This window comes from Streptomyces hebeiensis, from assembly GCF_052983195.1.
Genome location: NZ_CM129812.1, coordinates 6,451,678 through 6,475,889, shown reverse-complemented (window position 1 = coordinate 6,475,889; position 24,212 = coordinate 6,451,678). Strand labels below are relative to the sequence as shown.

Genomic DNA, 24,212 nt, shown 5'->3' with positions numbered 1-24,212 from the left:
TCGATGCGATCATCTCCTGACCGCACCGGCGAAGGTCCGGGAACGGCCGAACTACGCCGTATGCGGGGGGACATGGCAGGCACGGGGGCACCTGGAGGGAGCCGGCGCCTGCCAGGAGCGACGGGAGGATGGCAGCCATGACGGACGACACGGCGACCGGACGCGCGGTGGACGCCACGGGTCATTGCGACGAGCGGTTCGCGGCCGTACGCACCGCCTTCGAGCGGAACTTCCTGGAACGGGACGAACTGGGCGCCGCCCTCACCGTGACTGTGGGCGGGGAGCGTGTCGTGGACCTGTGGGGCGGCTGGGCCGACGGCGCGCGTACCCGGCCCTGGCAGCGGAACACCGTGGTCAACGTGTGGTCCACGACCAAGGGACCGACCGCCCTCTGCGCCCATCTGCTGATCGACCGGGGGCTGCTCGACCCGGACGCGCCGGTGGCCGCGTACTGGCCGGAGTTCGCCGCCGCCGGGAAGGAGTCCATACGGGTCAGGGAGCTGCTCTCGCACCGTGCGGGCCTGGCCGGACTGCGCGAGCCGCACAGCCTGGACCAGCTGTACGACTGGGAGCTGACGACGTCCCGGCTCGCGGCCACGGAACCCTGGTGGGAGCCGGGCACCCGGTCCGGGTACCACGTACTGACGTACGGCTTCCTGGTCGGCGAGGTGGTCAGGCGCGTGACGGGCCTGCTGCCCGGGGAGTTCCTGCGCCGGGAGGTGACCGGCCCCCTGGGGCTCGACTTCACGATCGGCCTGCCGGAGGAGGAGGCGGCACGCGCCGCCGAGCTGGTGCCCCCGCCGGCCGTCCCGGACAGCGAACAGGCCGCGATGATCGCGCGGTTCCCCCCGGTGGCCGTGGCGGCCCTGGCCAATCCGCCGACCATCGCCGCCGATGCCGTCACCCCGGCCTGGCGCGCGGCCGAACTGCCCGCCGTCAACGGCCACGGCACGGCGCGCGCGGTCGCCGCGCTGTACGGGATCTACGCCGGACACGGCCGCCTGGGCGCGCACCGGGTCCTGTCCGCCGAGACCGTCGAGCGGATCCGGGAAGGCCAGGGCGCCGGCCAGGACCTGGTGCTGGGCGCGGGCCTCGGCCATGACACGGAGATCGCGCTGGGCCTCTGGCTGAGCGGCCCGAACGGCTCGTACGGCCCCAACCCCCGAGCGTTCGGACACGACGGCTTCGGCGGCTCCTTCGGCCTCGCGGACCCGGAGGCGGGCATCGCCATCGGATACGTGATGAACCGCATGGGCCCGCACATCGCCGACGACCCGCGGAAGCTGGCGCTCATCGAGGCGGTCTACGAGGCGGTCGAGGCGCGGTAAGGCTCCGAGCGGCCCGGGGCCGAGGAGGGCCGACGACGGCCGCTCCCGTCGACAGTCGGCCGGCGCGGCCTGACGCCGTTGTTCCGGTCCCACGTCCGCCCGTTCGGGGAGGTGAACCTCGGCGTGGACGCCCGCCTGAACCTGCGGCCACCATGTCGGCCCGCCGAACACCGGCGGACACCGACGACCAGCGGCCGGCCAGGCGTCCATGAACTCGCGTCGGCGGCGGTGAACGCGAGTTCATGGACGCCGGCGCCCAGCCGACGGCCATGCCTGGAGTGGGTCTACGATCGGCCGGTGACCGAGACACTGCCCCCCCGTGGGCATTGACCTCTTCGAGGTTGAACGACTCCTACTGGCCGAAGCCACGGCGCCGCCCCTGCCGCCGCGGGACGCTGAGGCCCGGGACCGGGTGTGGGACACCGCGGTCCGGGCCAACCCCACCCTCTTCGACGGGCCTGTGGTGGCATGTGGGGGAATGGAGTGGACTGGCCCGCGCGTCCTGCGTCTGTCGTGGGTGCACGTGACCTACCGGCACTACGCCCTGCGTCGCGTTCCCGGCGCCACCGCACTGCCCTCGTTGTTCGTGAACGTCGTCCAGCCGACTGACGACGGCCGTGTGCTGGCGGCGCGGATGTCGCCCGCTACGGCTGCCCCGGGCCGCTGGCAGCTGCCAGGGGGGTCTGTGGAGCCTCCCCCCGCCGGGACGGTACTGGATGAGTCGGCACTGGCCGGCCAGGCCGCGCGAGAGCTCACCGAGGAGTTGGGGATCGGCGCGGCCTCCGAGGACCTGAATCTGTGGGTGGTCACCCGCGGCGAGAACGGCAGTGTCGGCCTGACCTACCTGGCGCCGGCCCTTCCCGAGGCAACATTGCGTGCGCACTTCACCGCTGCCGCGGCAGCCGAGCGCGTCCAGGGCCGCGAACCTGAACTCGACCGCATCGCCCTGGTGCGCTCACCGGACGAACTGACCGCTCTGGCCGGTCCGCACGCGGACTACCTGGAGCCGACCGTCCGCCGCTTCTCAGGGTGCCGCTGAGTCAGGTGTCGGCGAGGAAGACGCGTCCCCGTTCATCGAGTTCAGTCACACACCGCAGGCCACGGGCCCGGAAGCGTGCAAGGTCGCCGCGCATGCGGGAGACCGCCTTGCGGGTGCGGACCGAGCGGACACCGTCCATGTGGTCGATGGCCCGGTGCCAGGTGGCGCATGCCTGCTCGATGCTGCCGCGCTTGAGGTGCGCCTCCGCGCCCGCGACCAGGTCCAGGGCGACGATGCGCGCGTAGGTGTCTGCCGGGCGGGCCGTGGTGGCCAGCGCGTACTGCTCGGCGGCGGTCCGGTGGTCTCCCAGGGTCTCGTGGACCTTGGCGGTTCGGGAGTAGACCGACGCGGCCGGTGGGCCCCAGGCCAGCGCCCAGAACGGCACCTCGTCGCCGGGAGCGGCGGTCAGCAGGGCATGGGCATGTTCGGCCTCGGCGAGGGCCGCGCGGCGCTTGCCGCTCTTGGCCAGGGTGTGGGCGTGGACGACACGGAAGAGGGCTTCGGTCTGGGCATCCACCCGTCCCTTGGCGCGGTTCAGACCGGTCTCGGCCAGGCCCAGGCAGTGCTCGGGACGGTGGAGCTTGAGGCCCTGCATGGCCATCGTGCGCATCACGAATCCATCGTGCCCGCGCAGGCCGGACTCGGTGGCCAGTGCGTAGGACTGAAGGTGAGCGAGGACGAGGCACGGGCAGCGGTGAAAGAAGTGTTCCTCGCCCTGGAAGTGATCGACACCCGGTTCACCAGCTGGCAGATCACGGTCGCGGACAGCATCGCCGACAACTCCTCGTGCGCCCGGGTCGTCACCGGGTCCATGGTGCCGCTGAGTGCGGAGATGGACCTGGTCGCCGAGTCGCTGGTCGTCAGCGTCGACGGCACCGCGATGGTCACCGGAGCGGGCCGTGCCGTCCTGGGGGACCCGTTCCGTGCCCTGGTCTGGCTCGCCGGGCGGCTCCACCTCTGCGGCGGCGGCCTGCGCGCCGGGCAGTTGGTCCTGGCCGGGGCCGTGCACGCCAGCCTCCCTCTGGAAGCCCGGAGCACGGTACGCGCCCGCTCGCCGCATCTGCCGCCGGTCGAGCTGCACGTGCGCTGACCCGCGGAGCCCGGCGCCCGCCGGCTCCGCACCCCGCATGCACCCCCCTCCCCTGGTCTCAGCGCGCAGGAGTCCGGCGCTGCGGTCGCCGTCGTCGACATCGAGGACTCCGTCGCCCTCCCCGACAAGCAAACCGCCCGTACCGCCTCGGAGGCGTTCTTCGCCCTCCTCGACCCGCCGTGCGTCCTCGGTATCCGGATGAACAGCCTCACGACGATCGACGGCATCAAGGACCTCGTCGCCCTCACCGCCTACACGGCCAGGCCCGACCTCATCGTGGTCCCCAAGGTGGAATCCCCCCGCGACATCGAACTCGTCGCCGCCGCGCTCGACACCGACGCCCACGCCCCCGACATCTGGGCGCTGATCGAAAGCCCCCGTGCCTTCGACGTCCTCCCAGCGATCATGCGCGCGTCCCGGCTCAGCGGCGTCATCTTCGGCTCCGCCGACTACGCCGCCTCCGTCCACTGCGGCCTGGGCCGGGACGCCCTCAGCTACGCCCGCTCGGCCCTCGTCAACGCGGCCACCGCCGCGAACATCCCCGCGATCGACGCCCCCACCTGGGCACTCGATGACCCCGGCATCTTGCGCCGCGACGCCGAGCGAGCCAAGGAAATCGGCTTCTACGGCAAGGGCTGCGTCCACCCCCGCCACGTGCCGGTGATCAAGGATGTCTTCACGCCCACCGCCGAGGAGATTGCCCAGGCCCGCGCCATCGTCGCGGCCGCCGACGCCGGCGGCGGAACGGTGACCACCGTAGACGGGCAGATGCGCGGCACCCCCTTCTTCAACCGGGCCCGCGCGCTCGTCGCCGAAGCGGACCATGCGTCATGAGCACTGGCCTGCCCCACGGCTACCGCCAGATCGGCCGGGACCGGATTCGAGAGAGCGTCGGCCTCTCCTACCTCGCACTCGCCCCCGGCCTGGTCATCGAGCACCGGCCCGGCCGGACTGTCACCGAACTCGACAGCCTCCTTGGCGCCGCCCTGAGCGGCAACGTCGCCCCCATCCATACCGATGCCCACTACAGCAGCCAGACCCAGTGGGGTCGCATCCTGGTCTGCTCCGGCGTCACCCTCAACCTCGTGGCCGGCATGACCGTCCGCAGCATCAGCGGCCTGACCACCGCCAACCTCGCTGTCGACCGGGTGCGCTTCACCGGGCCCGTCCACATCGGCGACACTCTGTACGCCGAATCGAAGATCCTCACCCGCCGGGCCTCCGAGAGCCGTCCCGACACCGGGATCATCACCTGCCACACCACCGCCCGCAACCAGAACAACACCAACGTCCTGGTCTTCACGCGCACCTTCCTCGTCCCCCTGGACGAGGACGCCGCCCGCGACGCCACCCACTACTGAAGGCGGACCATGAACAAGCAACCGACCTTCGCTTCAGCCGATGACAGCCTGTGGGGGCAGTACGACCAGCTCGCCACCCGCGCCTACGGCCACCCGATCGCCGACATCACCCACCTACGCGAACACGCCGACCTCCAGGTCGCCGTCCGTGACGGCCGGCTCGTCGCCGGAGGCCTCGGTCTCCTCCTCGACCAGTTCTTCGGCGGCGCTCCCGTCCCCAGCGCCTGCCTCGGCGACGGCTGCGTGGCCCCCGAAGAGCGTGGTGACCACCTGGCCACCGATATGACAGCCGAACGACTGCGCCCCCTGATCGAGCGCGGAGCCGTGATCTCCACGATCAGCACTTCCTCCACCGGCTACGCCCACCGCCTCGGTTGGGAAGCCCCCACCGACGTTCTCGCCTGGGCGGTGGCCACCGATGACCTCAAGAACTCCTTCGCCGGTGAGGACTTCGAGGCCGAGCACGGGCTGACCGACAAAGCCGAAACCCTCCAACGCGACCTCGCCCGCCAGTGGAACGGTCCCGTCCTTCGGCCCACTTGGTGGACCCGGTGGAAGCAGGACAAGAGCAACCTCACCACCTATCGCTTCGCCCGGCCCGGCCACTCCGTCGCCGGCCTGCTCAGCCTCACCACCAAACGGCACGAGCGCCACGGCATGACCCTGGTCGTCCACGACTTCTGGGCCGTCAGCCGGCCCACCGCCGCCGCCATGCTCGCCTTCCTCGGCCGCCACAACACCCGCGCCCGCACCATCACCTTCCGGCGCGGCGCCCTCCCGCCCTACCCGGCCCTCCTCCACGGACTCCGCCACCACCGCATCACCGCCGAAGCCTGGCACCCCTGGATGCTCCGCATCCTCGACATCCCCGAGGCCATCCGGCTCCGCGGCTGGCCGGGCGACCTCACCACCGCCGTACCGATCGAGATCGAGAGCGAGACCGGCGACTGGAGCCGGTGGATGCTTCAGATCAAGGCCGGAACGGCCGAGATCGTCCCCACCCGCGTCCAGGGACAGGTGACCTTCACACGGCGCCAGCTCGCCGTCTGGTACGCCGGCGGATACCGGTCCACCACCTCGGCCCGCATGGCCGGTGTCCACGCCGTATCGGAGAAGATGCTCGCGCCCCTCGTCCGCAGCACGACACAGTTCGAGCCCTGGCTGCCCGACCACTTCTAGTGCCCCTCCCGGCAACGTTTGCCCCGTCGCGACGCCCGGCACGCGCGCTCGCCGCGTTGGCCACAAGCCCAGGTAGCTCCGCTACATGGACTTCTGACCGCCTTGCGATCACACGCACCGGACGCCGCTCCTTGACGGGCAAACCTTGCCGGTCGCGGCACTAGCGGCCACAGGTGTTTCCCTCTGTCACTCGCCTGAGTGTCGGCAAACGATGGCGCCCTCAAGCGATCAACGCGCCTCTGCCTGCCCACAAGACCGCGTACCCGGCCGAATTCATCTGCCGTCAGGCGCGTTTCCGCCCCTTCGAGTCCACCGCACCGATCACTTCAGGCCAAGATCACGCCGTACGCATTTCGGTGGTACGTCACCCAATCGGGCAGCGGCGCCCCCGGAATCCCCGCACGGCCGAACTCCGCCCACCACGGCAGCGAATCCCCAGCGTCACCCTCCCCGCACCCACGGTGAAACCATGTGTGTTCGTGACGCCTTCCCGCCTGACCGAATGACGTCACCGGGCACATCTGATGGCACATTCCCCGCTATGTCCAGCTGCTGACGGGCACTCACCGGCCATCGCACTCTACGCGCAAAGATTTGCAACAGCATACGGCCGAACCCGCGTCGACCACCCCGGGGATCACCCCATCCCCGTCCCGCGGTCGCGTTCGGCCACCGGTCCGGCAGCCACGCGGGCCACACACCGACCACCCGCCTCACAGGTCCGGAAGTCAACCTTGCGCGAGCGCCAACGGGATTCAAAGATTCGGTCAAGCGCGATTGACAGTCCACGTTCAAAATCGCTGGCCGTGGACCGTCGCGCCCGGTGGCCCGCTCACCCAACGGGCCGTCCGTCTCCCCCACCTATGGAGGACTTGTGACCATCAAGCGCTTCTCCCCCCTCGGCGCGGTGTCCAGACGCGCACGGCTCCTCGCCGTCACGTCCGGTCTGGTGACCGCCGTCGCGCTTGCCGCCCCGTCCGCCGTCGCCCAGCCGGCGCCCGTGGCCCCGGCCGTCACCGCCGTCCAGCTGGCCCAGGCCGACTCCGCGATCCGCGGTGCCGACATCGCCGGTACGGCGTGGTACACGGACAAGGCGTCCGGCAAGGTCGTCGTCACCGTCGACAGCTCGGTCTCCGACGCCGAGATAGCCGAGATCAAGGAGTCCGTCGCGGACAACAGCACGGCGGGCGTCACGATCAAGCACACCGAGGGCACGTTCAACAAGCTCATCGCCGGCGGCCAGGCCATCTACGCGGGTGGCGGCCGGTGCTCCCTCGGCTTCAACGTCCGCAGCGGCAGCACGTACTACGCGCTGACCGCCGGGCACTGCACGGAGATCGGCGCCACCTGGTACACCAACTCCTCGAACAGCACGGTGCTCGGCTCCCGCGCCGGTTCCAGCTTCCCGGGCAACGACTACGGGCTGATCCGCCACTCCAGCTCCGCCGCCGCGGACGGCCGGGTCTCCCTCTACAACGGCTCGTACCAGGACATCACCTCCGCCGCCAACCCGTCCGTGGGCCAGAGCGTGCGGCGCAGCGGCTCGACCACCGGCCTGCACAGCGGTACGGTCACCGGCCTCAACGCGACGGTCAACTACGGCGGCGGCGACATCGTCTCCGGCCTGATCCAGACCAACGTCTGCGCCGAGCCGGGCGACAGCGGCGGCCCCCTGTTCTCGGGCAGCACCGCGCTGGGTCTGACCTCGGGCGGCAGCGGCAACTGCTCCTCCGGCGGCACCACGTTCTTCCAGCCGGTGGTGGAGGCCCTCAACGCGTACGGCGTGAGCGTCTTCTAAGCGACTCCGCACGGCCGCACTCGACACGGCCGCACCCGCAAGACCGGCAGCAGCGCTGCCCGGACACCACCGACGGGCCACGCACCGAGTGCGCGTGGCCCGTCGCGTGCGTCGCCGGACGGGGAACGGGGGACGGGGCGGCCCGTTGTCCGATTCGTTCAAGACCCGTCCGCCGCGCCGCTCGTACGGTGGGCCCATGAACACGACCAGCCACTCCGCTCGTCCCACGGCCCCCTCGGCCGCCTCGGCCGCGCCCCGGCTCGACGCCGTCGGCCTCGTCGTCTCCGACATGGCCGCCTCCCTCGCCTTCTACCGGCTGCTCGGCCTGGACGTACCGGCCGACGCCGACACCGCGCCGCACGCGGAGGCGACCCTGCCCAGCGGTCTGCGCGTGCTGTGGGACACGAAGGAGACCGTCCGCTCCTACGATCCCTCCTGGAGCCGCCCCACGGGCGGCGAACGCCTCGGGCTCGCCTTCGTCTGCGACGGCCCCGCCGCCGTGGACGCCACGTACGAGCGGCTGACCGCCGCCGGGTACCGGGGGCACCTGGAGCCGTGGGACGCCGTCTGGGGCCAGCGCTACGCGGTGGTGCTCGACCCCGACGGCTGCGCCGTCTCGCTCTTCGCCAGCGCCGCGTAGGCCGTCAGCGTGAGCCCGGCCAGGTCGCGCGTCTCGCGCGCCAGATGCGCCTGGTCGGCGCAGCCCGCCGCGAGCGCGGCCACCGCGAAGGGCTCACCGGCGCGTACGAACGCCAGCGCGCGTTGCAGCCGCAGCACCCGCGCCAGCGTCTTGGGGCCGTAGCCGAACGCGTCCAGGCAGCGGCGGTGCAACTGCCTGGCGCCCAGGCCGACCGCGTCGGCGGTCGCCGCGACCGTACGGCCCCCGTCGAGCGAGTCGACCACCGCCCGCACCACGCGGTCGGGCGGGGTGGTCCCGGCCGGCCGCCGGCGCTTCGCCGCCGCCAGCGCCACGGACTCCAGCGCGGTCGCCGGGTCCGCCGCGGACTCCAGCCGCGCGACGAGCGGCCGCACCTCGGCCGGGGACCACAGATCGGCGAGTGCCACCCGCCGGTCGCGCAGTTCGTGGGCCGGTACGCCGAGGAACGCGGGCGCGGTCCCCGGCGCGAACCGCACGCCGGCGCAGTGCGCGCCCGCCAGTTCGCGCGGCGGCACGTACGCCCGGGTGTCCGGGCCCGCGACCAGGAGCCCGCCACCGATCCAGAGCAGGTCCATGCATCCGTCGGGCAGCACCGGATGGACCGGGGCCCCGCCGCCCGCGCCACCGGCCGGGGCCGCCCCCGGGGTTCGCGGCTCCACGGTCCGCGTCCACACGACCGCGCCGTCGACCCGCGAGATCCGTTCCTCGTACACAGAAGTGAGACTAACGCCTCCCCGCCGACCGGCCGTTGATCCACAATGGTCGTTCGGGCCGGGCACGTGGCCGGCCCCTCACTTCGCGGGGGCGACGATGACAGCACTAATGGAGTTCACCACCGACAGCGGCGCGAAGGTCATGGTCGAGGTCGACCGCGACATGCCCGGTGCCAGACCGGTTGGGCGCGGCGGCAACGCGCTCGCGCAGGCGGGCCGGACGCTGGACGAAGCGCTCCAGGGCATCCGTGCGGCCGCGGAATCGGCCGTCGCTGTGTTCCGTGACGGCTCCCTCCGGCCGGATGGCGTGGAGTTGGAGTTCGGTGTCAAGCTCGTCGCAGAGACGGGTGCGGTGATCGCGAAGACCTCGGCGGAGGGCCATCTGACGGTCAAGCTCTCCTGGGGACGGACGCCGGACGACGACGCGGGGACACGGGCCGGGGGAACGGGGGCCGGGGCCGGCTCGGAGCCGGGTGCCTCGGCGGGAGCGGCCGGGACCGGAGCCGCGCGCTCCGGAGGGACCGCGGCCAGCGGGACGACCGGTGGCGCCGGATCAAGCCCGGCCACCGGAGTCGGCGGGGATCCCGGCGAGGACGGGGCGTGCGGACAGTGACGCGGTCCCCCGCCTGGCACGCCCGTATCGACATCGACGGTGCGGCGGAGGGCTCCGGTTTCCTCGTCGCCGACCGCACGGTCCTCACCTGCGCCCATGTCCTGCGTCACCACGACCGGGCCGAGATCATCTTTCCCGGTGCGCCGGGACTCGGCCCGCTCGGGGCCGGAGTCGTCGCCCGCGGCGCGTGGGCCGGTGGCGACCGCGACCCCGGCGACCTGGCCGTGCTGCGGCTGGACCGGCCCGTCGGCATCGCGCCCGCCGCGTTCGCGCCGCTGGACGGCCCGTACGCCTCGCCGTCCCCGAAGCTGGTCGCCCACGGCTTCCCTCTCGGGTACGGCGAGGAGGGCGTCCAGAGCGAACTGCGCGCCACCTCAATGCAGTTGATCCGCGACGAGTGGGCGCAACTGGAGTTCTGGCGGGAGTACGGGCAGAAGACGGACCACGGCTTCAGCGGGGCCGCCGTGGTGCTGGCGGACGCCGGCACGGTCACCGGCATGGTCGTCTCGTACGACCCGGTGAACCGGAACGGCCGGATGATCCCCGCCCAGGTCCTCGCCCGGCACTGGGCCCCGCTGGCCGATCTCGTCCCCACACCCGGCTATCCGACGGAGGAGAAACGGCGGCTGCGGGAGCTGGTGGCCCGCTCCGCCGCGCTGCCCGGGCCGCCGCCGGGGCAGCTACTGCGCACGGTGGTGGGGAGGCTGGGGGTCGATCCGCCGACGGTGGAGCCCGGCAGTCTGTGGGAGGCGGTCTGGTACCTGCTGTCGGAGTCACCACCGAGGCCGGCCGCGCTGCCGCTCGCGGAGCTGGCGGTGCGGGTGGCGGGCCTAGTCGACGACGAGGCGCTGGGCGAGGAACTGCGCGCGTGGTCACGGGCCCACCGGGCAAGGCACGACGCCCGGGGAACGGCACAGTGGCGATGGCGGCCGGCCCCGGCTGACCGCACCGGTCACGGTGGTTTCACCGCCGTCGCGCCTCCGTGCGGGCAGTCCGCCCCGGCCACCTCGGCCGCACCGGCCGCCCAGGAGACTCGGACCGCGCCGGAGACATGGACCACCTCTCGCCCGGCCGTTTCCTCGCCACCCGCACCGGAACGCGGCCTCGCGGCCGATGGCCACCTCACACCCCACCCCGGGGCCGGGGCGCACCCCGCGACCGACCGCGGGAGGTCCGTGGGACCCGTGGCGTCCGCCCGTACCACAGCCGCCACCCGGCCCGGTCCCGCTGCGGCCCCGTCCGCCCCACGCTGGTCGCCGATCCTGGTCGAGATCCGGCGCAGCGGGGCGGGGAACGGCACGGCGCGGCTGGTGTCCGTCTCCACGTTCCGGGGCGGCCACGGACGGCTCCTAGCCGAGCGGCGGCTGGCCCAGCGGGAGGTCCGTGCCTGGGTGCTGCACCAGATCGACCTGGCGTTCGGCGACATCGACCAAGACGGCAGGGCCCTGATCGGGTTCGCCCTGCCGCGCTCCGCGCTCAACCAGCCGGTCGACCAGTGGGTGCGCAAGGGGGATCCGGTCCCGCTCGGCTGCAAGACGCCCTTGGTCGTCATGGACCACGACCGGCGGAGCAACCCACGGCTCCAGCACGAGCTGACGCGGCTGTGGGACCTGTTGGACCACGAACCGCGTTCCGCCGTACGCCCAATCGCCTGCGGGCCGACGGTCAGGCCCGAACTGTTGTCCGTGGAGCTCCAGGGGGTGCGGGGTCCGGTGGGGCTCGCGCGACCGCCACGGACCACCCGCGACCGGGCACTGCACAAGGCCGTGCTGTCGGCGCCCGCGCCGATCGTGCTCTGGCCGCGCACTGGCTGTTCGGGCGGTACCGGTTGTCCCGGCTCCTGCCAGGGCAACGCGTTCCTGACCGCGCTGGCCGAGCAGTTGTCGCACCTGCCGCCTGGCGATTTGCCCGAGCAGGTCTTCGACCTCCGTAAACGCGCCTTCCTGCACAACGGGCCCGAGCCGCACTGGGCCGCTGAGCTGTCCTTCGTCTGGGAGGACCCGCGATGGTTCCCCGAGATGCCCCGCATGAGCGGGTCACCCGTCGGTTAGGTCCGGCCCGGCCCCGTCCGTCACGGCCGTCGAACCGCCCGTCCGGCGACGCCCCGCCCTCCCCGCGGCCCCGGGTACCCCACCCGCGCCGCCAAGACCCAGGAGTCACCGCTATGCCCCTGTGGCCGGTCTACACCGGAGCCGACGAACCGCACGACGGAATCGACCAGTTGCCCGCGCCGCCGCCTTGGCGCGCCTTCGACGGCGGGCCCGTGGTGGACCCGCCGGAGGACGACGGGGGCGCCTCGCCGGACCGGGCGCACCGCGCCCGCGCGTACCGGGCCACCGAGGAGAGCGTCCAGCTGGTCAACGCCGCACTGTACCTGCGCCGGCCCCTGCTCGTGACGGGCCCGCCGGGCAGTGGGAAGTCGAGCCTCGCCTACGCGGTGGCCCGGGAGCTGCGGCTCGGTCCCGTCCTGCGCTGGAACATCACCAGCCGGTCCACCCTGGCCGACGGGATCTACCAGTACGACCCGCTCTCCCGGCTGTACGCCGCGGGTCCGCGCCAGGAGGCACGCGGCGACGCGGTCGAGGGCCCGGATGACGTCCGGGGGAATCGCACCGAGGGCAGCGATATCGAGGACCATTTGCGGCTGGGGCCGCTGGGCACGGCGCTGCTCCCCCACGAGCGGCCCCGCGTGCTGCTGATCGACGAGATCGACAAGAGCGACCTCGATCTCCCCAACGACCTGCTGAACGCTCTGGAGGAGGGGCAGTACGAGATCCCCGAGCTGGTGCGCGCGGCGCGCACGCGGGCGCGCGCGAAGGTACTGGTGGCGGACTCGGACCGGCTGGCGGAGGTGGAGCGGGGCCGCGTGCGCTGCCGGGCGTTCCCGTTCACCGTGCTGACCAGCAACGGCGAACGCGAATTCCCACCCGCGTTCCTGCGCCGCTGTGTGACGCTGGAGCTGAAGCAGCCGACGGCGGAGCACCTGGAGGCCATCGTGCGCGCGCACCTGGGTGAACTGGACGATCAGGCCAGGGTGTTGATCCGGAGATTCCTGGACCGGGGCAGCGACGGCGAGCTGGCGACCGACCAGTTGCTCAACGCGATCCACCTGACCCGTGCCTCCGGGCTCGACGCCGCGACACGGGACGAGCTGGCGGACCGCCTGATGCGCCACCTGGGCCGAGCGCCGGAAACCGATGAGTTCTGACCGGGGCCGCGCGGGCCTGGCCAATGAACTGGCCGCGCTCCGCGCGGTGCTGGCAGCGGCCGGCGGCGAGCAGCCGACGGGGCGGGAGCTGGCTGAGGTACTGTGGCTGGCCTCCCATGTCCTGCCCGAGCCGGGCCCTCCGGAGGCCGATGGAGAGGCCCACGGGGCCTGGACCGAGCGGGAACGGCACCGCACGAGGAGCGTCTCCCCCGGCCCCGATGATCCGGTCGCGCTGCACCTGCCCGTGCCCGCCGAGGCCGCACCCCCGCCCCCGGACCCGGACGCGAACCCGCCGGGGGCGGGCGCCTCCGGGGTGCTCGTCCCCGCCCCGCCGATGGTCGCGCACCCCCTGGCGGTCCAGCGGGCGCTGCGCCCGTTGCGCACGACCGTGCCGTCCCCACGCGAACGGCAGCTCGATGAGGCCGGTACGGCTCACCGCATCGCTTCCCTGGGCGCCGGACCGATCCACTGGTTTCCGGAGCTGAGGCCCGTACCCGAACGCTGGCTGCACCTGCATCTCGTGGTGGACGGCGGGCCGACGATGGCGATGTGGGAACCGCTCGCCCGCGATCTACACACGGCCTTCGGGCAGACCGGCGCGTTCCGCACGGTGGACGTCGTACGGCTCGGCGCGGACGGGAACGTACCGCTGCGCCAGTGGACGGCCGGGCGCACGGTCACGCTGGTCATCAGCGATGCGATGGGGCCGCAGTGGTACGCGGGAGCGGCGGGACGCACGTGGTACCGGACGCTGTCCGGGTGGGCCCGCAGGATGCCTGTGGCGGTGCTCCAGCCCCTGCCCGAGCGCATGTGGCGGCACACGCCCCCGGCCCCCGTCCCGGGAGTCTTCTCCACGCCGGGCCCCGGTGTGCCCAACGCGTCGCTGCGCTTCACGCCGTACGACCGGCCGGCGGCGGGCGTCCCTGTACCGTTCCTGGAACCGACGGCGGACTGGCTCGGCAACTGGGCGGCGCTGGTGGCCTCGTCCGGCGGTACGGAGTTCCCGGGCGCGGCAGCGCTGCTGGGGGACCGGCCGCCCGCCGGGTCCGCCCCGGCGGTCCGGCCGGGCGGCGCGGGTGACGGCGTCCGCGCGCGGGACGTCCCGCCCGAGGAACTGGTCCTGAGATTCCGGGCGGTCGCCTCCCCGCGAGCGGCCCGACTAGCGGCGCATCTGGCCGTCGGTCCGCCGCACGTGCCCGTGATGCGCCTGATCCAGGCGACCGTCGAGGAACACCCGGAGCCGCAGCACCTGGCGGAGGTGGTGCTCAGCGGCATGCTGACGACGGTGCCGGGCCCCCCGGGCTCGTACGATTTCCGGCCCGGAGTGCGGGAGCTGCTGCTGGGCACCCTGACCCGCACGGAACTGGTCCGTACGGTCGGCCTCCTGACCGAGGTGGGCGCGGTCATCGAGTCCCGCGCGGGCGCGGCCCCGGGCGAGTTCAGGGCGCTGCTGCGCGGTGGCGCGGGCGGTGCGGCGGGAGCGCCGGGCAGCGAGCCGTTCGCACTGGTGAGCCGGGAGAGCGTACGGCTGTTGCGGGGGCCGGAGGTGGAGCCCTCGCCGGACTCGACGGCGGGGCCCGCGCCGGGGTACGCACCGGGGCCCGGCAGGACGGCCCCGGCAGCAGGGCCGGCGGCCGGCGAGCAGGTTCTCGCAGGCCGCTACCGGCTGCGGGAGATGATCGGGCAGGGCTCCCAGGGGTCGGTGTGGCGGGCCCAGGACCTTGCGGAGGACCGGCTGGTCGCGGTCCGGTGCCTCGACGTGTCGGAAGGGCGGATCGACGCGGTGGCGACGCGCCACCAGGCGCGGCTGTACCGCGACACCAGGGCCACCGCCCGGCTCCACCACCGCGGCATCACCGGCGTCCATGACTTCGGTGTGGACGGCGACACCTTCTACGTGGTCATGGAACTGCTGGAAGGCCAGGACCTCGCGACGCTGCTGACCCGTGCGGGAGGTCGGGGACTGCCGGTCGTCGACATCGCCGACATCGGGGTGCAGGTCCTCGACGCGCTCTCCTACGCCCATCAGCAGGGAATCTGGCACCAGCACCTGACGCCCAAGGACATCGTCCGGCTTGCCGACGGCACGGTGAAGGTGCTCGGGTTCGGTGTCGCGCGCGTCGGCCTCGACAGCTCGCGCACCTCGCAGGTCGCACGCGGGGCCGGCAGCATCGTGGTCCCGGCGTACATGTCCCCGGAGCAGATCGGCGGCGACGGCGTCGACCACCGCAGCGACCTCTACTCCCTCGGCTGTGTACTCTACGAACTGGCCACGGGGGCACCCCCGTTCGCGCTGCCGAACACCTGGGAGACCCTGCGGGCTCACCGCGAAGTCCCTCCTCTCTCTCCGCGCGAACTACGGCCCGAATTGCCGGCGTGGCTGGCGACGGCCCTCGTGGCCCTGCTCGCCAAGAACCCGGAGGAACGCTGGCTCGGTGCCGACCGGCTGCGCTCCGGTGCGCCACCGGACGGTCGTTGGCAGTACGGCGTCCTGGGGCCTCTCAGGGCACGGCGCGGGTCCCTGGACCGCACCCCGGGAGCCCCGTACGAGCGGCTGCTGCTGGCGAGGTTGCTGATGGCGCGCGGCTGGGCCGTGTCCTTCGAGGAACTGGCCGAGGCCCTCGGCCTCCACCCTTGGGAGATGGACACGTTCCTCGTGCCCGAGGGCGTACGCCGCCTTCAAGAGCTGGGCCATCCCGTCGAGGGGACGTCGGATCGCTACCGGCTGCGGACGGACGAGACGGAGGTGGATCTGCTGACCGCGGAACGCCTGGCCTCGGAGGCCGCGGCAGCGGCCGAGATCGCGGACCACTCGCGCGCCGCGGAACTCTACGACGAGGCTCTGGCCCTCTGGTACGGCGCGCCCCTGGACGGTCTCGACGGCGGTGCCTGGGTCGAGCTGCGGCGCGGGGAACTCACGGACTGGCGCCGCGACCTGAAAGTGGCCCGCGACCGTGCGTGGCTGCGAGCGGCCAGCGCACCCGCTCCGGCGGACGTCACGAGGCCGGCGGAAGCGGCGGAAACCAAAGAGGCCGGAGAAGCGGCGGAGACAGAGGCGGAGGGAGGGGAAACAGCGGAGGCGAAGGAGGCGGAAGGCGCGCGGGAGCCGGCGAGCGAGCCGATCACGCCCCCGGCGGGCCGTGGCGACGATCTCCGTCTCGTCATCGGCGGCACGGAGCTCCACGGCGTCGACCGCCCGGCGAACCGGGCTCAGGCCGCGCTGTACTTCGCCCCCCGGCTGCGGGCCGCGTGCCAGGAGTTCTTCGGCGACGGCGGGACCCGCGATCCGGCCACCTCCCCCCACGCCCTCGAGATCCTCAGGGTCACGCCCCGGCCGGAACAGCATCTCGCCGAGGTGCTGGAGTTGCTGACCGGGCCGTTCGCCGAGCGTGTGGCGCAGGAGTGGCCGGCGTTTCTGTTCCCGTTGCCCTCGGCCCTCTACGTCTTCCTCCACTCGGGTGACGACGAGGAGTTCCACGCGGCGCAGACCTCCGCTCCGGCGCTCAGCGAGCTGGGCGGCCTCTGGTCCGGGCGGATCTACATGGTGCTGGGGCTGCCGGACGACCTGTACCGGCGTGCCGGACGACCTGAGGGCTACCACCCCTATGAGAAGGAGCTGTCGGCCGGGACCTTCGGGACCGTCTGGTACCGGGCCGTCGACTACGCGCCGCCGCCCACCGTCCGTGCCGGCCCGTCATGGCTGCGGCGCCTGTTCGGATGGGGCGGCCGTCCGAACGGCCGGGCCGAGCCCAGTTGACTCCCGCCCGGCCGACCGCGGGCCTACGCGTTCGTCCCCTCGCCCGTTCCCCCGCGTCCCTCGTCGTCCCCCTTGCCCGTCCCCGGCTCCTTCGGTTCCTTCACGTCCTTCGGTTTCTTCAGGTCCTTCGGCTCCTTCAGCGCCTTGTGCGCCCCGCTGTCCCATATCCCCGGCAGCCGCGAGCGCACTCTCGACACCACGTCGTCCGGCGGCAGGAAGTTGGACCACCGCTCCGGGAACTCCGACGGCATGTCCGGGTCCGTCACGTCGTCGTCCTGGTTCTCGGCCGTGGCGACGGCACGCGCCACCAGTTCCGCCGCGTGGGCCGCGCGCAGCCGTTCGTTGGCCGCGCGGGCGGCGGCCGTGGCGACCGACGGCCAGACCCGGTCGATCGCCGCGTTCACCGCCGCGCCCACCAGCACGGCGAACGCGGAGACCCCGATCCAGAGCAACACGGCGATCGGTGCGGCCAGGGAGCCGTAGATGGTGGGGCCCTCGACGGTGCTCGTGAGGTAGATGCGGAGCAGGAAGCTGCCCAGCACCCACATCGCCAGCGCGATCAGCGCGCCCGGCATGTCCTCGATCCAGCGGGACCTGACGGGGACGGAGACGTGGTAGAGCGTGGTCAGGAAGGCCACCGACAGCAGGATCACCACCGGCCAGTACAGGACGGAGGCGACCTCGGTGCCCCAGGGCAGCACCGCCACGAGCCGGTCCGGTCCCACCACCGCCAGCGGCAGCACCACGGCCCCGATCAGCAACGCCACGATGAACAGGAAGAAGGCCAGCAGCCGGGTCGCGACGATGCCGCGCCGGCCGTCGAGCCCGTACATGACGGTGATGGTGTCCACGAAGACGTTGACCGCCCGGGAGCCCGACCAGAGCGCGATGGCGAAGCCGAGGGAGATCACATCGGGCCGGCCGCCCTGGGTGATGGACGTCAGCAGAGGTTTGGCGATCTCGTCGACGCCGCGCGCGGAGAGGACCGTGCCGGACGCCGCGAGGATGTTCTTCTCGATGGAGGCGACCGTGGTGGTGCTCGTCCACTCGTCCACGTAGCCGAGCAGCCCGATCAGACCGAGCAGCAGAGGCGGCAGGGACAAAAGGGTGAAGAACGCCGCCTCCGCGGCGAGTCCCAGAATGCGGTATTCGATGCACGAGTTGACGGTGTCTTTGAGCAGCAGCCAGGCCAGCCCGCGCTTCGAGACGTTGCGGTAGAGGACTCGGGCCCGGTGGAGGCGGCCGGACGGCCGCTCGGGTGTTTCTTTTGCTGCCTGCACCTCTTTACCGTATCGGCATGGCAGCGAGCACCCACACAGTGACCAATCAGGTTCCGCCCCTGGTGGGGTACGACATCTTCGCCACCGACCGGGCCCTCTCCGAAGGCGTCGCGCGGCACAGCGCGCCCGCCCTCCTCGACGAGACCCGGGCGGAGCTGACGGCGCTCGGCCGGGCCGCCGGGTCGGCCGAGGTCCAGGAGTGGGGCGCACTGGCCAATGAGCATCCGCCCGAGCTGCGCACGCACGACCGGTACGGCAACCGGATCGACGAGGTCTCCTTCCATCCCGCCTGGCACCGGCTGCTGGACGGCGCGGTCTCGGCGGGGCTGACCGACGCCTGGGGGCGCCCGGGGGGGCACCTCCGCCGCGCGGCCGGCTTCATGATCTGGACGCAGGCGGAGGCCGGGAACGGCTGTCCGGTCTCGATGACGCACGCGGCGGTGCCCGCGCTGCGCGCGGATCCGGGGCTGGCGGCCGAGTGGGAACCGCTGCTGACCTCCCACCGGTACGAGCCGGGGCTGCGGCCCGCCGCGGAGAAGACCGGCGTGCTCTTCGGGATGGGCATGACGGAGAAGCAGGGCGGCAGCGACGTGCGCGCCAACTCCACCGGCGCCCGGCCGCTGGACGCGGCGGGCGAGTACCTGCTGACCGGTCACAAGTGGTTCTGCTCCGCGCCGATGTGCGACGGCTTCCTGGTGCTGGCGCAGGCGCCGGGCGGGCTGACGTGCTTCCTCGTGCCGCGCGTGCTGGCGGACGGAACGCGCAACGTGTTCCGGATCCAGCGACTCAAGGACAAGCTGGGCAACCGGTCCAACGCCTCCGGCGAGATCGAGTTCGACGACACGTGGGCACGCCGGGTCGGCGAGGAGGGCCGCGGGGTGCGCACGATCATCGAGATGGTGGCGGCGACCCGGCTGGACTGCGTGGCGGGCTCGGCCGCGCTGATGCGCCAGTCGGTGGCGCAGGCGGTGCACCACGCCACGTACCGCGGCGCGTTCGGCGGCGAGCTGATCGACAAGCCGCTGATGCGCAACGTTCTGGCGGACCTGGCGCTGGAGTCCGAGGCGGCGACGACGCTGGCCCTGCGACTGGCCGCCGCGTACGACCACGTCCAGAACGGGGACGAGGGCGCGGCGGAGGAGCGGGCGTTCCTGCGACTGGCGGTGCCCGCCGCCAAGTACTGGGTGACGAAGCGGTGCACTCCGGTGGCCGTCGAGGCGCTGGAGTGCCTGGGCGGCAACGGCTACGTGGAGGAGTCCGGCATGCCGAGGCTGCTGCGCGAGTCGCCGCTGAACTCGATCTGGGAGGGGGCGGGCAATGTGCAGGCGCTGGACGTGCTGCGCGCGCTCCAGCGGGAACCCGCGGCGCTGAACGCGTTCCTCCAGGAGGTGGGTGCCGCGCGCGGCGCCGATCACCGGCTGGACGCGGCGATCAAGGACCTGCTGACCGAACTGGCCGACCTGGACGGTATCGAGGCCCGGGCGCGCCGGCTGGTGGAGCGGATGGCGCTGGTGCTCCAGGGCTCGCTGCTGGTGCGGTGGGCCCCCGCGGAGGTGGCGGACGCGTTCTGCGCGTCGCGGCTCGGCAAGGACTGGGGCGCGGCCTTCGGCACGCTGCCGCACAGCCTGGACCTGGCCTCGGTGGTGGACCGGGCACGGCCGGTGGCCTGACGGAGCGGGGGCCTGGCGGGGCGCCGGGCACGGCCGGTGACCTGGCGGGGCTCGGCTCCGGGCACACCCCGCACTCGCGCCCCCGGTGAGGTGCCCGGCCCTCGTTCGGGGGCCGGGGACCGCTGTGGTTCGCTGTGCCCCATGAGCAACACTGTCACCACCTGGTACCTGGAACAGACCTCGCCAGACGGTCTGCGCCCCGCCGCGCGGCCCGACGGCGAGGTGCGGATCGTACGGGCCGAGGTGCCCTCGCCCGAGTTCAGCCGGTTCCTGTACACGGCCGTCGGCGCCGACGTCGGCTGGACCGACCGGCTGCCGCTGTCGGCCGAGCGGTGGCGGGACATCGTCTCCCGGCCGGGCACCGAGACGTGGGTGGCGTACGAGAAGGGAACTCCGGCCGGTTACCTCGAGCTGGCGGGCGAGGACGACGGCACGGTGGAGATCGTGTACTTCGGCCTGCTCCCCTCCTTCCGCGGCCGCCGCATCGGCGGCCATCTGCTGTCGTACGGCGCGGCCCGCGCCTGGGACCTGGCCGGGCGGTGGCCGGGCAGGATCCCTACGAGGCGGGTCTGGCTGCACACCTGCTCCAAGGACGGGCCGCACGCCATGGACAACTACCTGAGCCGGGGCTTCACGCTCTACGACACGAAGACCGAAGAGGAGGAGGGGAAGGCGTAGCCCACCCGGCCGCCAGGACTCCCCGGGCCGACGGAACCGTGTCCGGAGCCCCTCGGGCCGGCACGGCCCCGAGCCGCGGCTCCCCCCCACTCAGGTGAGGAGCGGTTCCGCGCAGCAGCCCTCGGCACGCAGCCGACGGCCCACGTCGAGCCAGTCGTCACGCTCCTGACGCTCCTGACGTTCCTGGTCGTGTTCCCGGTCGGCCGCCCGGCCGCGACCCGCCGCGCGGTCGGTGAAGGCCGCCACCAGGTCCTCCTGGCGGTGGACGACCCCGTCCCGCATCACCCAGGCCGTACGGACGAGATCGCCGAAGTCCTCGAACGGGTTGCCGTCGACCACGGTCAGGTCGGCGAGCTTGCCCGGCTCCAGCGTCCCCAGGTCGTCGCCGACACCGAACACCTGGGCCGGGACCGCCGTCACCGTGCGCAGGGTGCGGGCCACCGACAGCTTGCCGATGTCGTGCAGCGCGCGCAGTGCCAGGTGCAGGTGGAGCCCGACGGGGACCAGCGGCGCGTCGGTGCCCAGGACGAGCGTGCCGCCCGCCGCGAGCAGGCCGCGGTACCGGGCGGTCTCCTCCGCGAGGGCCGCCGCGACAGCCGGGGGCGGTGGGGCCGAGGCCGCGTCGCGCACGGCGGCCGTGTCCCAGGGCGGCATCAGCGTGGTCACCCTGGCGTCGTCGGCGAGCGCGGGATCGGCGCCCAGCAGGGAGAGCGCGGCGAACGGCGTCATGATGAGCCGGAAGTCACCGTCGCGGTAGGTCTCGTGCACGTCCTGGTAGGACTGTCCGGTGGGTGAGAGGGCGCGTCCGTACTCCGAGCGCTGGGTGGCCTGGAGGTGTGTGGTCAGGTCCTGGCCGGTGTTGACGCCCGGTGACAGCAGGTGGCTCCCGCACGCGACGCCGAGTTCCTCGTGCGCGGTACGGGCCGCCTCCCGCATGGTCCAGCCGGGCGCGCGCACGTACGTCTTGACGAAGTCGTAGTCGAGGGCGACCGCCCGGCGCAGGGTGCGCCGTACCCCGTCGCGGGTGCGGTGTGCCCGGCCCATGCTGTAGGCGACGCGGGCGCCGTCGGTCAGCTCGCCGGTCATCAGGAGCCGGGGCCCGGTCATCCGGCCGGCCGTCACGGACTCCCTGATCCGGACCGCCTCGTACGCGAAGCCGCCGAGGGAGACATTGGTGGTGATGCCGTAGGCGAGCATCAGGCTCGTCTGACGGCCGCCGTAGATGTCCTGGTAGGGATGGATGTGGGAGTCCCACAGGCCGGGCAGGACGGTGGACCGGGACGCGTCGATCAGCCGCTCGCCCCGCCGCGCCGGTCCCGGCCGGTGGTTCTCCACGGCCGCGATCCGGTTGCCTTCCAGGACGAGGTCGACGTCCTCGTGGACGGTTTCGCCGGTGCCGTCCCAGAGCCGGCCCGCGTGCACCCGGACCCGGGACCGGGGCGCCGGCCGGCGGCCGTACTCCAGCGGTACGGGCACGGTGCGCCGCCCGGTGCCGTCCGCGCGGATCAGCCGGAGCTCGCCGCCGGACAGGTACAGCAGGGTGCGCGAGTCGCCGGACCAGGAGGGGTGGTCGGCCATCTCGTCGGTGACGCGGCGCGGCTCCCCGGCGGGCGCGCCGTCGGGCCGGACCGGCAGCACCCACAGGGCGGACTCCATGACGAAGGCCATCGACGTTCCGTCCGGGGACCAGACCGGGCCGCTGTTGCGGCGGTCGGACAGCGAGGCGTGCGGCTGGGGCTGGTACGCGCGCGACCGGCCGGTACGGGTGTCGACCACCCGGATGAGGTTGTAACCCTCACGGAAGCGCTGGTTGAGCCGGTTGCGGTCGCAGAAGGCGAGGTACCGCCCGTCGGGCGACCAGCTGGGCGCGCCCGGCAGGCCGTTGGCGCCGAGCGGGGTGACCAGTACCTTCTCCGCGCCGGTGGCGAGGTCGCGGACGAGGAGATCGCCGTTGGTGTCCTGGCAGGCGAGCCGGCGGCCGTCCGGCGAGAGCACGGGGTTGGCGCGTCCGCCCGCCGACAGGACCTCCTCGGTGCCGTCGTCGAGCCGGTGCCGGCGCACGCCGATCAGGCTGTGGCCGTGGCCGAGGTCCTCGTAGGCGTAGAGCACGCTGCGCCCGTCCGGCGCCCAGGACGGCATCTGGACATAGCCGGCGGGGGCCGCCTGGCGCAGCTTGCGGGGGCGCCCGCCGAGCGGCATCACCCACAGCGCGTTGAGCGCGGCGAAGGCGACCGACGTGCCGTCGGGCGAGAGTGCGGGCAGATGGATGCCGCGGACCGGGCGGGCCCCGGTCGAGTCGAAGTCGTGGCGCTTGCGCCGGTAGGCGGGCCGGGGCACGTCCAGCGAGGCGGTGAAGGGGATCTCCCGCGCGGCGGAGCCGCTCGCGGTCACCGGCGCGGCCACCGGGCCGGTCGCCGCACGCCCCGTCGGGGTCGTGGTCTCCTTCCCGGCCGTGGGCGCGGCGGTGTGGGACGCCCGGCCGGGGCGCCGGGCCCGTAGCCGCCCGTCGGCGATGTAGAACAGCTCGCCGTCGGCCGCCCAGGACGGCGGCGTCGGCGAGACCTCCTCGCCCTCGTCGGTCACCGGCTCGCCGTCCACCATGAGGACGCAGCTCGCCGCGGTGGTGCGCGGGGCGACGTCGGGGAGCTGGACGTACGCCACGCGGCCGTCGGCGGCGATCGCGGGGCAGAGCAGCGCGCCCTCGGTCAGGGTGCGCCGCACGGTGACCGCGCCGCCGCGCGCGGGTACGGAGGCGAGGGTGCGGCCGCCCTGGCCGGTGGACCGTACGAACCAGACGGTCCGGCCGTCGGGGTGCCAGGCCGGGTCGTAGTCCTCGGTCCCCCGCGCCCCGGTGAGCCGGGTCAGCGCGCCGGACCGCACGTCGACCGTCCAGATGCCGTACGCGCTCCCCGCCACGGCATCCCCGCCCCGCTCGGAGGCGAAGGCGAGCCGGGTGCCGTCCGGGGACCAGGTCACACCTCGGTCGTCCCACGGACCCGAGGTGAGTTGGCGCAGTCCGGAGCCGTCGGGCGCCATCGTCCACAGGTGGAATCCGCCGCCCTGGTAGGCGCAGACGGCGATCAGCCTCCTGTCCGGTGACCAGGCCACCCGGGCGGGTTCCAGACCGGGCCGGGTCAGCGCGGTCGCGGTGCCGCCCTCGCGCGGCAGCGCCCAGAGCACTCCCTGGACCTCCAGGACCAGCCTGTCCCCGGCCGGGGACGCGGACACGGAGGCGTTGGTGCCGGCGGTGAAGGTGAGGGTGCGGGTTCCCGCCGGCGCGTCGAGGAGGGACGCGGCGGCGCGGGCCGGCCGGGGCAAGGCGGCGCTCGGGCCGCCGGGCAGCACGAGCGCGGCGGCGCCCGCGCCGGTCACACCCGCCTTGATGACGCCCCGCCGGGACATCCCGTCACTTTCCGTGGTGAAGTCGTCGCGTTCAGCCATGGGGAAGAAGATAGGGGGGCGCTCTGGAAAGCTCCTATATTCCTGACGTCCCGACGTCGCGAAATGACGAAACCGGGCGGTCGACCGGCCCGCTGGCGCATAAAACCTCGACAGCCCGTGACGAGGACCACAAATCCCGCAATGCAAGACGATGTAGTCCATATTCTGGATAGCAGTGGACTGCCCCGAGATCCGCGTGACACGCTTTCGTCATGTCCAGAGCTGGGATTGCCTTGGTGAGTCGACGCCACGTCGACCTCGGCCGTATGTCCAGCGCCATCTGTCCGGCGGGCTGAGAGTCCCAGCACCGCCGCGCTCCCGTGCTCTTTTCCCCGCTCTTCCCCTCTTTCCGCTCATGATTCCGCGCACCGCCGCGCATCCGCGCGCGTGTGCGTTTCA

At 73.1% G+C, this 24,212-nt stretch carries 18 protein-coding genes and 1 pseudogene; 15 read left to right on the top strand and 4 right to left on the bottom strand.

What is annotated here, in order from left to right; translation table 11 throughout:
* Window positions 1-137: 137 nt before the first annotated feature.
* Together ACU6P3_RS27780 and ACU6P3_RS27775 are read left to right on the top strand one after the other, a co-directional pair.
* Window positions 138-1,328: a serine hydrolase domain-containing protein gene (locus ACU6P3_RS27780; RefSeq protein WP_447194610.1), complete on the top strand. Its 1,191-nt coding sequence runs from the start codon at window positions 138-140 to the stop codon at window positions 1,326-1,328.
* Window positions 1,329-1,647: 319 nt separating this feature from the next.
* Complete coding sequence (locus tag ACU6P3_RS27775; RefSeq protein WP_447194609.1) at window positions 1,648-2,367, top strand: NUDIX hydrolase; 720 nt, start codon at window positions 1,648-1,650, stop codon at window positions 2,365-2,367.
* A 1-nt stretch (window position 2,368) separates the two neighbouring features.
* On the opposite strand, the gene ACU6P3_RS27770 is transcribed toward ACU6P3_RS27775, so the two are convergent.
* A complete protein-coding gene (locus tag ACU6P3_RS27770) occupies window positions 2,369-3,118 on the bottom strand; it encodes an NsdA family TPR-like regulatory protein (protein WP_514414750.1) in 750 nt (249 codons plus the stop codon).
* Between ACU6P3_RS27770 and ACU6P3_RS27765 the strand changes: the two genes are divergently transcribed.
* The 6 genes and pseudogenes from ACU6P3_RS27765 to ACU6P3_RS27740 all read left to right on the top strand — a co-directional run bounded on the left by ACU6P3_RS27765 (window position 3,035) and on the right by ACU6P3_RS27740 (window position 8,435).
* The gene (locus ACU6P3_RS27765) at window positions 3,035-3,457 is read left to right on the top strand and encodes a 2-keto-4-pentenoate hydratase (RefSeq protein WP_447194607.1); all 423 of its coding nucleotides are present in this window, start codon (window positions 3,035-3,037) and stop codon (window positions 3,455-3,457) included. The two genes, ACU6P3_RS27770 and ACU6P3_RS27765, sit on opposite strands and share 84 nt — an antisense overlap.
* An 81-nt stretch (window positions 3,458-3,538) precedes the next feature.
* Window positions 3,539-4,291: pseudogene (locus ACU6P3_RS27760) on the top strand (HpcH/HpaI aldolase/citrate lyase family protein); the annotation flags it as partial.
* On the top strand, window positions 4,288-4,818 hold the full coding sequence (locus ACU6P3_RS27755) for a MaoC family dehydratase (protein WP_447194606.1): 531 nt from the start codon (window positions 4,288-4,290) through the stop codon (window positions 4,816-4,818). The pseudogene ACU6P3_RS27760 and the gene ACU6P3_RS27755, both read left to right, overlap by 4 nt.
* A 9-nt stretch (window positions 4,819-4,827) precedes the next feature.
* Window positions 4,828-5,997 carry a GNAT family N-acetyltransferase gene (locus tag ACU6P3_RS27750; protein ID WP_447194605.1) on the top strand — a complete coding sequence of 390 codons (1,170 nt, stop codon included), beginning with the start codon at window positions 4,828-4,830 and terminating at the stop codon, window positions 5,995-5,997.
* Window positions 5,998-6,871: 874 nt separating this feature from the next.
* Window positions 6,872-7,795, top strand: coding sequence for a S1 family peptidase (locus tag ACU6P3_RS27745; RefSeq protein ID WP_030752365.1), 924 nt, complete (start codon window positions 6,872-6,874; stop codon window positions 7,793-7,795).
* A gap of 196 nt (window positions 7,796-7,991) precedes the next feature.
* Window positions 7,992-8,435 (top strand): VOC family protein, encoded by a 444-nt coding sequence (locus ACU6P3_RS27740; protein WP_447194604.1) that lies wholly within the window; start codon window positions 7,992-7,994, stop codon window positions 8,433-8,435.
* Here the strand turns inward: ACU6P3_RS27740 and ACU6P3_RS27735 are convergent.
* The gene (locus ACU6P3_RS27735) at window positions 8,375-9,166 is read right to left on the bottom strand and encodes a helix-turn-helix domain-containing protein (RefSeq protein WP_447194603.1); all 792 of its coding nucleotides are present in this window, start codon (window positions 9,164-9,166) and stop codon (window positions 8,375-8,377) included. The two genes, ACU6P3_RS27740 and ACU6P3_RS27735, sit on opposite strands and share 61 nt — an antisense overlap.
* A gap of 97 nt (window positions 9,167-9,263) precedes the next feature.
* Here ACU6P3_RS27735 and ACU6P3_RS27730 point away from each other — a divergent pair, with 97 nt between their 5' ends.
* The 4 genes from ACU6P3_RS27730 (at window position 9,264) to ACU6P3_RS27715 (ending at window position 16,744) form a co-directional block, all read left to right on the top strand.
* Window positions 9,264-9,779 carry a CU044_2847 family protein gene (locus ACU6P3_RS27730; RefSeq protein WP_447194602.1) on the top strand — a complete coding sequence of 172 codons (516 nt, stop codon included), beginning with the start codon at window positions 9,264-9,266 and terminating at the stop codon, window positions 9,777-9,779.
* Complete coding sequence (locus ACU6P3_RS27725; RefSeq protein WP_447194601.1) at window positions 9,767-11,830, top strand: VMAP-C domain-containing protein; 2,064 nt, start codon at window positions 9,767-9,769, stop codon at window positions 11,828-11,830. The genes ACU6P3_RS27730 and ACU6P3_RS27725 overlap by 13 nt, the downstream gene beginning before the upstream one ends.
* A gap of 113 nt (window positions 11,831-11,943) precedes the next feature.
* Window positions 11,944-12,987 (top strand): AAA family ATPase, encoded by a 1,044-nt coding sequence (locus ACU6P3_RS27720; RefSeq protein ID WP_447194600.1) that lies wholly within the window; start codon window positions 11,944-11,946, stop codon window positions 12,985-12,987.
* Entirely contained in the window at window positions 12,977-16,744 is a 3,768-nt protein-coding gene (locus ACU6P3_RS27715) for an SAV_2336 N-terminal domain-related protein (protein WP_447194599.1), read from the top strand. Before ACU6P3_RS27720 ends, ACU6P3_RS27715 begins: the two co-directional genes overlap by 11 nt.
* A gap of 23 nt (window positions 16,745-16,767) precedes the next feature.
* Here ACU6P3_RS27715 and ACU6P3_RS27710 read toward each other — a convergent pair whose 3' ends face one another.
* Window positions 16,768-18,024: a YihY/virulence factor BrkB family protein gene (locus ACU6P3_RS27710; RefSeq protein ID WP_447194598.1), complete on the bottom strand. Its 1,257-nt coding sequence runs from the start codon at window positions 18,022-18,024 to the stop codon at window positions 16,768-16,770.
* A 17-nt stretch (window positions 18,025-18,041) separates the two neighbouring features.
* Here ACU6P3_RS27710 and ACU6P3_RS27705 point away from each other — a divergent pair, with 17 nt between their 5' ends.
* A complete protein-coding gene (locus ACU6P3_RS27705; protein WP_447194597.1) occupies window positions 18,042-19,694 on the top strand; it encodes an acyl-CoA dehydrogenase family protein in 1,653 nt (550 codons plus the stop codon).
* 141 nt (window positions 19,695-19,835) lie between these two features.
* Complete coding sequence (locus tag ACU6P3_RS27700) at window positions 19,836-20,372, top strand: GNAT family N-acetyltransferase (protein ID WP_447194596.1); 537 nt, start codon at window positions 19,836-19,838, stop codon at window positions 20,370-20,372.
* Window positions 20,373-20,462: 90 nt separating this feature from the next.
* Here the strand turns inward: ACU6P3_RS27700 and ACU6P3_RS27695 are convergent, their stop codons facing one another.
* Complete coding sequence (locus ACU6P3_RS27695; protein WP_447194595.1) at window positions 20,463-23,813, bottom strand: amidohydrolase family protein; 3,351 nt, start codon at window positions 23,811-23,813, stop codon at window positions 20,463-20,465.
* 212 nt (window positions 23,814-24,025) lie between these two features.
* Between ACU6P3_RS27695 and ACU6P3_RS27690 the strand changes: the two genes are divergently transcribed.
* A complete protein-coding gene (locus tag ACU6P3_RS27690) occupies window positions 24,026-24,109 on the top strand; it encodes a putative leader peptide (RefSeq protein WP_309471194.1) in 84 nt (27 codons plus the stop codon).
* The last annotated feature ends 103 nt before the right edge of the window (window positions 24,110-24,212 follow it).